Raw genomic sequence first — 12,359 nt, 5'->3', positions numbered from 1 at the left:
TCATTTTTTGGAATGACCGAAAGACGATAGCATAGACAGCCGTTCCCCTCACGCCTTAGCGAAGTCCATGACCCAGCCCGCCTCATCCATTCCCGTCGCCTCCGTCCATGCACTGGCCTGGAAGGTCTGTCTCTCCGGCATGGTGGCCCTGTCGGTGGCGATGGGCATCGGCCGCTTCGCCTTCACGCCGCTGCTGCCGATGATGCTGCATGAGGGCAGCCTGTCGCTGCAGATGGGCGGCTGGCTGGCCACGGCCAATTACCTCGGCTACTTCGCTGGCGCCATGCTGTGTGCCTTTCATCGCAGCAAGCGCGGCGTGGCCATGCTGCGCGCGGGACTGGTGGTGACCATCCTGCTCACGCTGGGCATGGGTGTGCTGCATCACGACTGGGCCTGGCTGTGGATGCGCTTCTTGTCGGGCGTGGCCAGCGCCTATGTGTTCGTCTACACGGCCGGCTGGTGCCTGCAGCAACTGACGCAGCTCGGCCGTCCGGAACTGGGCGGGGTGATCTTCTGCGGCCCCGGACTGGGCATCGCCCTGACCGGCCTGCTCTCGGGTCCGATGATCGCGGCGGGCTGGCTGGCCGCGGGCGGCTGGATCGCCTTCGGCGTGATTGCGCTGGGGCTCACTGCGCTGGTGTGGAAGTCCTTCAGCTTCGATGCAGGACGAGGGCTCAGCGTGCACAGCCATGACAGCCAGGCCGCTGTTGCCCCTCCCGCCGAATCGCCTCAGCAGAAGCGCGAAGTCCTGATCCAGGTGATCGCCTATGGCATCGCCGGCTTCGGCTACATCATCACCGCCACCTTCCTGCCGGTGATCGCGCGGCAGGCGCTGCCGGGCTCGGCCTGGCCGGATTACTTCTGGCCGATCTTCGGCCTGTCGGTGGCGCTGGGCGCCTTCAGCGCGACACGCCTGTCGGTGCAGGGCGACCAGCGCCTGCTGCTGACCGCCGCCTACCTGATGCAGGCGGCGGGTGTGCTGGTGTCCATCCTCGTTCCCAGTGCGCCCGGATTCGCGCTGAGCTGCCTGCTGCTGGGCCTGCCCTTCACGGCCATCACCTTGTTCGGCATGCGCGAGGCGCGCCGCCTGCGCCGCGAACAGGCCAGCAGCCTCATGGCCCTGATGACGGCGGCCTATGGCATCGGCCAGATCGCCGGGCCGCCGCTGGCCACCGCACTGGTCCACGGCAGCGGTTCATTTACGCCGTCGCTGTGCGTGGCGGCCGTGGCCCTCTTGATCGGCGCCGGGCTCTACTATCGGTTGACCATGACGCATCGCCTGCCGCGCTGATCCGCCCCCCACGAACAAAAACGCCCGCGACATCTTCTGTCGCGGGCGTTCCCGTTTGCAGCAAGGACGACGACGCCATCAGCGGAACGCCGGCTCCGCAAAGCTGCGCAGCTTGCGGCTGTGCACCTGCTCGATGCCATTGTTGCGCAACAGCTCCAGGGCGCGGATACCGATCTGCAAGTGCTGCGCCACGCGCTGCTCGTAGAAGGTATTGGCCATGCCGGGCAGCTTGATTTCACCGTGCAGCGGTTTGTCCGACACGCACAGCAGCGTGCCGTAAGGCACCCGGAAGCGGAAGCCGTTGGCAGCCACCGTGGCGCTTTCCATGTCCAGTGCGATGGCGCGACTCTGGGAGAAACGCAGCAGCGGCATGCGATGGTCGCGCAGCTCCCAGTTGCGGTCATCGACCGAGGCAACTGTACCGGTACGCATGATGCGCTTCAATTCGTAGCCTTCCAGTTGGGTGATGCTGGCCACCGCATCCTGCAGGGCCAGCTGCACTTCGGCCAGCGCCGGGATCGGCACCCACAGCGGCAGGTCGTCATCGAGCACATGATCGTCACGCACGTAGGCGTGGGCCAGCACGTAGTCACCCATGCGCTGCGAAGCCGACAAGCCCGCGCAGTGGCCCAGCATCAGCCAGCCATGCGGACGCAGCACCGCCACGTGGTCGGTCACCGTCTTGGCATTGGACGGACCCACACCGATGTTGACCAGCGTGATGCCGCTGCCATCGGCGCGCTGCAGGTGATAGGCCGGCATCTGCGGCTGCCGTGCCGGTGCCACACCGGAAACTGGCCTGGTCTCTGTACCGGTCTGGTTGGCGCTCCAGGTGGTGACATTACCGGGCTCGACGAAGGCAGTGTACTGGCGGCGATAAGCCAGCTCATCCGGATCGTCGGTCGGCTCCATCAGGCGCCGGCCCAGGCGCACGAATTCATCGACGTAGAAAGCGTAGTTGGTGAAGAGCACATAGCGCTGGAACTGGTCCGGCGAAGTCGCCGTGTAGTGGCGCAGGCGATGCAGCGAATAGTCGATGCGCGGTCCGGTGAACAGCGCCAGCGGATGCGGCCCTTCGCGCCAGGCACCATTGTCCACTTCATAGGTGCCGTTGGCGATGCGGTCGTCCATGGTCGCCAGGTCGGGCAGGTCGAAGTAGTCGGGCAGCGTGCGCAGGTGCTCCGGGTCCAGACTGCCCTCGACGTGGATGCCCTCGGGGAAGGCGAAGTGGACCGGGATGGGCATGTCGCTCACGCCCACTTCCAGCGGCACGTCATGGTTCTGCAGCACCAGCTTGAATTGCGCCAGCAGGTATTGATGGAACAGCTTGGGACGCGTGAGCGTAGTCTCGTAGCAGCCAGGACCGGCGACGAAACCGAAGGACTGGCGGGTATCGGTGTGGGTGGATTTTTCCGTGGTGATGCGCACGAAGGGATAGCAGGCGCGGACCCGCTGCTGCATCCCCGCATCGCTGGCGAACTGACGGAAGGCATCGCGCAGGATGGCGGTGTTGTGCTCGTAGATTTCCAGCACGCGCGCATAGGCAGCTTCGGGGTTGGTGAATTTTTCTGTGGCAAACATCGTGGTTCTCCATCATTGCCGCGCGCCGCACCGGGGTTCAATCCAATGCGCTGGAGCGGCGCGGCCGGTTGGACCGGTCATTCATCGAAACAACTTGTGCGCAGCACCATCTTACCCGAGAGCGGCGGATTCCATGCAGCCGCAGCATGCGCGGATCAGGCAGGACAATGGCGCACTTGTCCGGCTTTGCCACCCTCCGGTTCGGTGGTATCTTCCAAGTTCTCCGGCCAGATTTACTTAATTTTTCTCCGCGCCAACGCGACCCCGCAGGCATGGCGCCCGAGGCCGCCGGCATCTGCGTCAGCACAGCGCCAGCGGCACATCATTCTGCCCTTTTTGCTCACTTCCAGCCCTACAAAACGCACGAAACGTGCATGGCTGCCTGCCGCAAAGCGCTCTGCCATGCGGCTTTCTCATCGGATAAAAAAAGCTTTGATTGCAGCGCGCACCGATGCTATCGTGTCGGCGCTTTGGCCGGGATGGCATCACGCAGCAAGACGTCGAGCATCCGTGCCGGGCTACCAATAAAAACTAAGAAAATTCATTCAATCATTCGTTCAGAGGCACACATGATGATCAAAAAAATCTTCCAGCACATGCTGGTCCTGCTCTGCCTGGCTGCGGCCGCTGCAGCTCACGCTCAAAACCTGCCCAACGTGGTCATCCTGGCCACCGGCGGCACCATCGCCGGTACCGGCGCCACCAGCACCACCACCGTCGGCTACACCGCTGCCAAGGTCGGCGTGGATGCCTTGATCGCTGCCGTTCCCGAACTGAAGAAGGTCGCCAACGTGCGCGGCGAGCAGGTCATGCAGATCGCCAGCGAGAACATGAACAACGACGCCTGGCTCAAGCTGGCCAAGCGCGTCAACACCCTGCTGGCGCAGAGCGACGTGGATGGCATCGTCATCACCCACGGCACCGACACCATCGAAGAAACCGCCTACTTCCTGGACCTGGTGGTCAAGAGCAGGAAGCCGGTGGTGATCGTGGGCGCCATGCGTCCGTCCACCGCCATCAGCGCGGATGGTCCGATCAACCTGTACAACGCCGTGCTGCTGGCCGGCTCCAAGGAAGCCGTGGGCAAGGGCGTGCTGGTGGCGCTGAACGACCAGATCAATGCTGGCCGTGAAGTGACCAAGACCAACACCTCCACCATGGACACCTTCAAGACGCCGGAACTGGGCTTCCTGGGCTACATCCAGGGCAACAAGCCTTACTTCTATCGCCAGTCCACCCGCAAGAACACGGTCGACACCCCGTTCGACATCATGAACCTGGACAAGCTGCCGCAAGTCGATATCGTCTACGGCTACGCCAACATGAACCCGGTTGCGCTCAACGCCTTCGTGGCCGCTGGTGCGCAAGGCATCATCCACGCCGGCGTGGGTGACGGCAGCCTGAACAACACCGTGGTGCCGGCACTGACCGAAGCCCGCAAGAAGGGTGTCGTGATCGTGCGTTCGAGCCGTGTCGGCCAGGGCATCGTGGCACGTAACGGCGAAGCCGATGACGACAAGCTGGACTTCGTGGTCTCCGATACGCTGAACCCGCAGAAGGCCCGCATCCTGCTGATGCTGGCGCTGACCAAGACCACCGATACCAAGGAAATCCAGAAGATGTTCTGGGAATACTGATCCTGCCGATCCGGCCATCCGGCATCAGCATCAGCATCAGCCTGAAAGCCCGCTGCCTGCGCAGCGGGCTTTTTTGTGGGCGGCGCTATGAGGTAGTACATGCCCAGCTATTCCTGGCGTGAAAATGATAGATATCGCTCTTTAGTAATTCGGCATTCTTGAATTGGTCGAACAAACTCGTGCTCGACGGAGAGTATGCTCATTTGGGCGTGTCCGATTTTTTGTGTAAACGGGATTTCGTTTAATTCATAGAGATACGTTCACCGAACTGGATAGTAAACCGAGTCAGTGCAGCTTTCCAATCTCGGATGGGCAGCGTCCACTTTTTACTGATGTTGCGCAGGGCCAGGAAGAAGAGTTTAATCAGCGCCTCATCGCTGGGGAACGAGCCCCGGTTCTTAGTCAGCTTGCGCAAACTCATGTTGACCGACTCGATGGCATTGGTCGTATAGATGACCTTTCGAATCTCTGGTGGGAAGTCGAAGAACGGAATCAGACGGGGCCAGTTGCGCCGCCAGGATTGGCCGATAGGCAGATACTCTGCATCCCATTTCTCTTCGAATTCACCGAGTCGGAGTTCGGCTTCTTCGGCGGTTGCCGACTGGTAAATCAATCGTAGGTCAGCCGCCACCTCCGGACGTCGTTTCCATGAGACGTAATTCAAGCTGTGCCGGACCATGTGGACGATACACAGCTGCACCGTGGTCTTCGGGAACACAGCTTCGATGGCATCCGGGAAGCCCTTCAAGCCGTCAACGCAAGCGATGAAGATATCTTGCACGCCGCGATTACGCAGCTCAGTGACAACCTGCAGCCAGAACTTGGCGCCTTCCGTTTGCGCTAGCCACAGTCCCAACACCTCCTTCTCACCGTCCATGGTGATGCCGATGGCTAGGTAGACGGCTTTTACTCGCACCGTTCCTTCACGCACTTTGACATGGATACAGTCGAGATAAACGATGGGATAAATTGGATTCAATGGCCTAGCTTGCCAGGCTTTGACTTCATCGACAACGGCGTCAGTGACCGATGAAATCAGGCTGGGTGACACCTCGGTTCCATACATCTCTTCCAGGTGCGCCTGAATCTCTCTTACTGTCATGCCACGGGCATACAGCGAAATAATCTTGTCGTCGAAGCCGGCCCAGCGCGTCTGATGCTTGGTTACCAGCTTCGGTTCGAAGCTGCCATGACGGTCTCGAGGAACTTCAATTGGCAACTCGCCGAATTCGCCCTTTAGCGTCTTGCGACTCTTGCCGTTTCGGGTGTTGCCCGACTCATTGGCTACGCTCCCGTGCTTCTCATGGCCCAGGTGCTCGCTCAGCTCGGCTTCCAGGGCTCGTTCCACCACCAGCTTGGTGAGATGCTTCAACAGGCCTTCTTCACCTATTAAATCTTCGGGATTCTTGTAATTGGCTAGCAATCCAGCCAGTAATTCTTCGGGTACGTCGTGTTTCTTTTTACTCATTGTGGCTCCGGACAAGGCGACAGTTTCCTGCCAATAGTCCGTTTACACAAAATTATGTACAGGCCCATTGGTAACGTGGAGGTCTTAAGATGCTCTCCTAGCGGCCACATGCCAGGAATCCCATGAGCATTCGACGCCCCACTACCGAGCAAGATGACAGGCGCACTAGTAATGCACTCCTGCGCGAGTGCTGTTGCGGTTTTTAACGCATCCAAGTCAATTCCCCGAATTTTGATTGTGTTGTTTGAATTAACCGCTTTTATCTTTGGCCAACAGGCGTTAGGAATCTTTAGTAGCGATCAGCGGGCCCAGAAGAGTCATCTTTCAGGCGCGACTATCTGACTTGCTCACGGCTCCACTTAAGTATCCATCGATCCAGACACGCAAAGTCTTCCAAAAGTCGACGCCGGTTTCGCTGATTTCGCTATTGCCGGTGTGGTGTTTTGCTTGGACTAGGCCGGTCGACACTGATGAAGATAGCCGGCCATCGGCCAAGACGCATCGAATTTTTTGTGCTTCGCCAATCACAGCCCCTTATTTGAATTCTTTGTGATCTCAATCAGCCTCGGTGTTGCCCCAACACCTAAAGTGAAGCTAATTAATCTAAGTCTTGACGTAGATATCCCGTTACATCTTATGTGACTATTTTCCGGAGGAAATTACGTAATTCTTATTGCACGGTAATTCTATGGCAATTAGCTTTTCCTGTCACTTTGTCAGCATTGGGATGATTGTATCAACGCTTGTATGCGCCCCAGAAGATGTCATGTAAGCCAGTCGGTATGGGAACCGATTCGATTGGTCCATCGATAGGGTCACTTAATCGCTGCGGTTGCCGCACGCGACATTGAAATTGAGTGCATGTACTACCTCATAGCGGTGGGCGGAACCAAGCACAGCCGCACTGACTCTGTAGAGTTCGCCTCGCCCCGACAATGCCATGGGGCCGCCTCACAGGAGAACCATCCATGCCCAGCCGCCGCCGTTTCCTCGCCGCCGCCAGCGCCGCCTCAGCGATGGCCGCACTGGGCCTCTCGCCGCGCGCGCTGGCAGCACAGGGCTTGCGCCTGGGTCGCGCGCAGCCGTTTGCCTTCGACACACTCATCGCCCGCGCCCGCGACATGGCCCGCACGCCATACCAGGCCCCGCCCGCCGCGCCCGCCGAGGTGCTGGACCAGATCGATTACGAAGCCCATGGCAAGATCCGCTTCAAGACCACAGATGCCCTCTTCGCCCAAGGTCCCGGCGCGTTTCCGGTGACCTTCTTCCATCTCGGCAAGTTCTTCCGTGTACCGGTACGGATGTTCATCCTTACTGGTCAAGGCGATGCCACTGTACCGGTACACGCGCGGGAAGTGTCCTACCGCGATGACTACTTCGACATGCCGGCGGACAGCCCCGCGCACCGGCTGCCTGCGGGCAGTGGCTTTGCCGGTTTCCGCTTCCAGGAAAGCCGGCTGGCCGATCAACAGGTCAAGGACTGGCGCAGCAATGACTGGGTGGCGTTTCTGGGCGCGTCCTATTTCCGCGCCATCGGTGATCTGTACCAGTACGGTTTGTCGGCCCGCGGCATTGCCATCGACGTGGCGCAGGCCGACCGGCCGGAGGAATTTCCCGACTTCACGCAATTCTTCTTCGAGCCCTCCGCGCAGGACAGCGATACCGTGGTGGTCTACGCCCTGCTCGATGGCCCCAGCATCACCGGCGCCTATCGCTTCGCGATGCAGCGCAAGGAGGGGGGCGGCGTCGGTATGGAGATCGACAAGTCCCTGTTCCTGCGCCGCGACGTGGCGCGCCTGGGACTGGCACCGGCCACCTCGATGTACTGGTTCTCGGAAACAGTGAAGGGCACGGGCGTGGACTGGCGGCCCGAGGTGCATGACTCGGACGGCCTGGCGATCTGGAATGGCGCGGGCGAACATCTGTGGCGCCCGCTCAACAATCCACCGCGCACCATGGCGTCGGCCTTCAGCGATGAGCACCTGCGCGGCTTCGGGCTGCTGCAGCGCGACCGGGATTTCGATCATTATCTGGATGGCGTGCATTACGAGCGCCGCCCCAGCCTGTGGGTGGAACCGCTGGGCGACTGGGGTGATGGCGAGGTGCAGCTCATCGAGCTGCGCACCGACGACGAGATCCACGACAACATCGTCGCCATGTGGGTGCCCAAGTCCCCGGCGCGCGCGGGCAATGCATATCGCCTGCGTTACCGGCTCTACTGGCAGCAGGACGAGCCCTTCCCTACCCCGCTGGCGCGCTGCGTGGCCACGCGCCTGGGACGCGGCGGCCAGCCGGGCCAGGCGCGGCCGCCCCAGGTGCGCAAGTTCATGGTGGAGTTCAAGGGCAAGCCGCTGGAGACCCTGCCCTTCGGCGTGAAACCGGAAGCCGTCATCACCGCTTCGCGCGGCAGCATTTCCTATGTCTATACCGAAGCCCTGCCCGACGGCGTGCCCGGCCACTGGCGCGCGCAGTTCGATCTCACCGCCAGCGGCGAGGAGCCGGTCGAGCTGCGCCTGTTCCTGCGCCACCAGGGCCAGGCGCTCAGCGAGACCTGGTTGTTCCAGTACCACCCGTTTGCCTCGCGGGAGGTGTATTGAAGCGCGGCCATGAAGTTTTTTTGCGGGGTCGCGAAAAAATGTTTGTACTTTTTAGAAAAGCTCCTTATAATCTCGTTCTTTCGCGGCTGTAGCTCAGCTGGATAGAGTACTTGGCTACGAACCAAGGGGTCGTGGGTTCGATTCCTGCCAGCCGCACCATATGTAGTAGAAAAAGGGTCCATCGCAAGATGGGCCCTTTTTTGTTTTTGTTTTTGGTTTTCCACAGCGCATCAGCTCATCCACAAAATCAAAGCCTGGCCGACGGCGGGTTGCGTCATCGTCCGACAGGCGTCCTCAGCTCGGCTGGGGATAATCAAGGCTTCCCCGATTTGCATCCCCGCGATGCCCACAGGAGCCGCAATGAAAAAGACCTCCTTGCTCATGCTGGCCGCCGGTTCACTGGCCATGCTGGCCGCCGCCAGGCCGGTACTGCGCCGCTATGGCGACCTCAACCGCAGCCGCGCCGCTAATGTGCCTGCCGGCACGGCCTCAGGCCATCCCGCCGTCATCGGCGAAGAAGACATGCAGCCCGTCGCCCAGGAAAGCAGCATGGTGGCCGAGGGCGCGCAGCAGCATGAACCGGCCGGCCCGCCGCCAGTACAGGCGGCACCAGCGGATGCCCCGCCGCGCAAGGATGGGGACTTCGCGCCGCCGGTTGGCGCCTGAGCCTATCCACCAGCGCGGCGGCGCCCCGTTCCCATCACCAGCACAAACAGCAGCGGCACGAACAACACCGCCAGCACGGTGGCACTGACCATGCCGCCGAAGACGCCCGTGCCGATGGCACGCTGCGTCTCGGCGCTGGCGCCGGAGGCCAGCATCAGCGGCAGCACGCCCAGCGCAAAAGCCAGCGAGGTCATGAGGATGGGCCGCAATCGCAGCACCGCCGCCTTGATCGCGGCGTCCACCAGCCCGGCGCCCTCGGCGCGCAACTGACGCGCGAATTCCACGATGAGGATGGCATTCTTGGCGGAGAGCCCGATGACGGTAATCATGCCGACCTTGAAGAAGACGTCATCGGGCATGTCGCGCAACATCACCGCCGCCACCGCGCCGATCAGTCCCAGCGGCACCGCCAGCATGACCGCCAGCGGAATACGCCAGCTCTCGTAGAGTGCCGCCAGCACCAGGAACACCACCAGCATCGACAAGGCCATCAGCATCGGCGCCTGCGCTGCCGAGAGGCGTTCCTGCAGCGACTGGCCGGTCCACGCCACGGCAAAGCCGGGCGGCAATTGCTGCGCCAGGCGCTCCATCTCGGCCATGGCCTCCCCGCTGGCCACGCCCGCTGCGGCACTGCCGGAGATGCGCACCGCCGGGAATCCCTGATAGCGCTGCAATTGCGTCGGCAACATCTGCCAGGAAGGGCGCACCAGTTCCGCCAGCGGCACCATGCCGCCGCTCTGGTTGCGGACATACAGCTTCATCACATCGTCGATCTGCATGCGAGATCCGGCCTGGGCCTGCACGATGACCTGCTGCATGCGGCCCGCATTGGGAAAATCATTGACGTAGAGTGAACCGATGGCGGCCGATAAGGTGTCGCTGATGCTGGCAAAGGACACGCCAAGCGCAGCGGCCTTGCGCCGATCCACCGCCAGCTGCACGCCAGGACCGGGCGGCAGTCCATCCGAATAGACGCCCGCCAGCTTGTCGCTCCGGGCGGCCAGCGCCAGCAGCTGCGTTTCAGCTGCCTTGAGCGCGGCATGGCCCTGGTTGGCGCGGTCCTGCAAGCGCATGGCAAAGCCGGAGGAATTGCCCAGCTCATCGATGGCCGGCGGCAGCAGGCTCATCACCATGCCATCCACGCGGTTCTCCATCGCGGCCTGGGCCTGCTGGGCTTCCAGGGCGGCGGTGGAGCCCTTGCGCGCTTTCCAGTCCTTCAGTTCGGTGAAGGCCATCGCGGCATTGGGGCCGGAGCCGGAGAAGCCAAAGCCCAGCACGGACAGATTGGCACCGATGTCCTCACGCGTCTTGAGGTAGCGTTCGAACTGATCCACCGCGCGCGCAGTGCGCTCAGTGGTGGCATCGGCGGGCAACTGGAAGCTGGTCATGAAATAGCCCTGGTCTTCTTCCGGCAGGAAGGCCGAGGGCAGTGCTCGCAAACCCAGCACCAGCAAGAGCGACAGCGCGCCATAGAGCAGCATCATGCGCAAGCCCCGCGCGATCACGCGGCCCAGCAGCGATTCGTAGCGCAGCGTCAGGCACGCGAAGGCGCGGTTGAATGCCCCGAAGAAGCCGCGCTTCTCATGATGGCCAGGCGCTACCGGTTTGAGCAGCGTGGCACAGAGCGCCGGCGTAAGACTGAGCGCCAGCAAGGCTGAGAACAGGATGGACACCGCCATGGCCAGCGCGAACTGGCGATAGATCACGCCGACCGATCCGCTGGCCAGGGCCATGGGAATGAACACCGCCGTCAGGACCAGGGTGATGCCGACGATGGCGCCGGTGATCTCGCGCATGGCCTTGATGGTCGCCTCGCGCGGGGCGAGCCCTTCCCCGGCCATGATGCGCTCGACGTTTTCCACCACGACGATGGCGTCATCGACGATGATGCCAATGGCCAGCACCATGCCGAACATGGTCAGCACATTGACCGAGTAGCCGGCCACCAGCATCACGGCCAGCGTGCCCAGCAGGGCGATGGGCGCGACGATGGCGGGGATGATGGTGTAGCGCACGTTCTGCAGGAACAGAAACATCACCAGGAACACCAGCACCATGGCTTCGATCAGGGTCTGCACCACTTTCTGGATGGAGACCTTGACGAAGGGGGCCGTGTTGTAGGGCAGCGAGAACTGCATGCCCTGCGGCAAGCCAGGGCGCAGTTCTTCCATGCGCGCCTGGATGGCAGCAGCAGTGCGCACGGCATTGGCGCCGGGCGAAAGCTGCACTGCGGCTACGCCTGCGGGCTTGCCGTCTTCACGGTTGGCGAAGGCATAGGACTGCGCCCCCAGCTCGACCTTCGCGACGTCGCCCAACAGTACCCGCGAACCATCCGCCTTTGCCTTGAGCACAATGGAAGTGAACTGGTCCGGTGACTGCAACTGGCCCGGTACAGTCAGGGGAATGGCAATCTGCTGGCCCGGTACAGTTGGCGTATCACCCAGGCGTCCGGGAGCAACCTGTACGTTCTGCTGGCTGATCGCTGTACTGATGTCGCCGACCGACAGTCCGAAGGCATTGAGCTTGAAGGGATCGATCCAGATGCGCATGGCCTGTTCGGCACCGAACAGTTGCACACGGCCCACGCCTTCGATGCGGCGCAGTTCTTCGACGATGTTGCGGGCCAGATAATCGTTGAGACGGATTTCATCATGGTGGCCATCCGCCGAGGTCAGGCTGACCATGAGCAGGAAGCCCGAGGCCGCCGATTCCACGCTCACGCCGTTCTGCCGCACCGTCTGCGGCAGGCGTGCTTCGATGGCCTTGAGCTTGTTCTGCACGTCCACCTGGGCCAGTTCCGGGTCCGTGCCCGGCTGGAAGGTGACGGTGATCTGGGCGCTGCCCGAGGTGTCGGCCGAGGATTCGAAATAGAGCAGGTTCTTCACCCCTGACAGCTCGCGCTCGATCAGGCTGATGACGCCATCGTTCATGGTCTGCGGCGTGGCACCGGGATAGGTGGCGGTGATCGTCACACTGGGCGGGGCCACCGAAGGATAGCGGGCAATGGGCAACTGGCTCATGGCGATCACGCCGAAGAGCACGATGAACAGGGCGACCACCCAGGCAAAGATGGGGCGGTCGATGAAAAAGCGGGGCATGCAAAACTCCATCGAGGGGAA

The 12,359-nt window shown here is 61.9% G+C and carries 7 protein-coding genes and 1 tRNA gene; 5 read left to right on the top strand and 3 right to left on the bottom strand.

Annotated elements, in window-relative coordinates:
* Positions 1-67: 67 nt before the first annotated feature.
* A complete protein-coding gene (locus ACVC5H_RS05230; RefSeq protein WP_489621324.1) occupies positions 68-1,291 on the top strand; it encodes an MFS transporter in 1,224 nt (407 codons plus the stop codon).
* A 78-nt stretch (positions 1,292-1,369) separates the two neighbouring features.
* Here ACVC5H_RS05230 and ACVC5H_RS05225 read toward each other — a convergent pair whose 3' ends face one another.
* Entirely contained in the window at positions 1,370-2,872 is a 1,503-nt protein-coding gene (locus ACVC5H_RS05225) for an AMP nucleosidase (protein WP_489621323.1), read from the bottom strand.
* A 569-nt stretch (positions 2,873-3,441) separates the two neighbouring features.
* Between ACVC5H_RS05225 and ACVC5H_RS05220 the strand changes: the two genes are divergently transcribed.
* Positions 3,442-4,509, top strand: coding sequence for a type II asparaginase (locus ACVC5H_RS05220; protein WP_489621322.1), 1,068 nt, complete (start codon positions 3,442-3,444; stop codon positions 4,507-4,509).
* 241 nt (positions 4,510-4,750) lie between these two features.
* On the opposite strand, the gene ACVC5H_RS05215 is transcribed toward ACVC5H_RS05220, so the two are convergent.
* The gene (locus ACVC5H_RS05215; protein ID WP_209585377.1) at positions 4,751-5,977 is read right to left on the bottom strand and encodes an IS256 family transposase; all 1,227 of its coding nucleotides are present in this window, start codon (positions 5,975-5,977) and stop codon (positions 4,751-4,753) included.
* Between the two features lie 968 nt (positions 5,978-6,945).
* Here ACVC5H_RS05215 and ACVC5H_RS05210 point away from each other — a divergent pair.
* The 3 genes from ACVC5H_RS05210 to ACVC5H_RS05200 all read left to right on the top strand — a co-directional run bounded on the left by ACVC5H_RS05210 (position 6,946) and on the right by ACVC5H_RS05200 (position 9,240).
* A complete protein-coding gene (locus ACVC5H_RS05210) occupies positions 6,946-8,574 on the top strand; it encodes an OpgD/OpgG family glucan biosynthesis protein (RefSeq protein WP_489621321.1) in 1,629 nt (542 codons plus the stop codon).
* Between the two features lie 82 nt (positions 8,575-8,656).
* A tRNA-Arg gene (locus ACVC5H_RS05205) sits at positions 8,657-8,733 on the top strand.
* A gap of 201 nt (positions 8,734-8,934) precedes the next feature.
* Complete coding sequence (locus ACVC5H_RS05200) at positions 8,935-9,240, top strand: hypothetical protein (RefSeq protein ID WP_489621320.1); 306 nt, start codon at positions 8,935-8,937, stop codon at positions 9,238-9,240.
* Between the two features lie 2 nt (positions 9,241-9,242).
* Here the strand turns inward: ACVC5H_RS05200 and ACVC5H_RS05195 are convergent, their stop codons facing one another.
* Entirely contained in the window at positions 9,243-12,338 is a 3,096-nt protein-coding gene (locus ACVC5H_RS05195) for a multidrug efflux RND transporter permease subunit (protein ID WP_489621319.1), read from the bottom strand.
* Positions 12,339-12,359: the final 21 nt, after the last annotated feature.

This window comes from Herbaspirillum sp. Her3, assembly GCF_057961275.1.
Note: the sequence above shows the minus strand (reverse complement) of the source record. Positions and strands in the feature narration are given on the sequence as shown.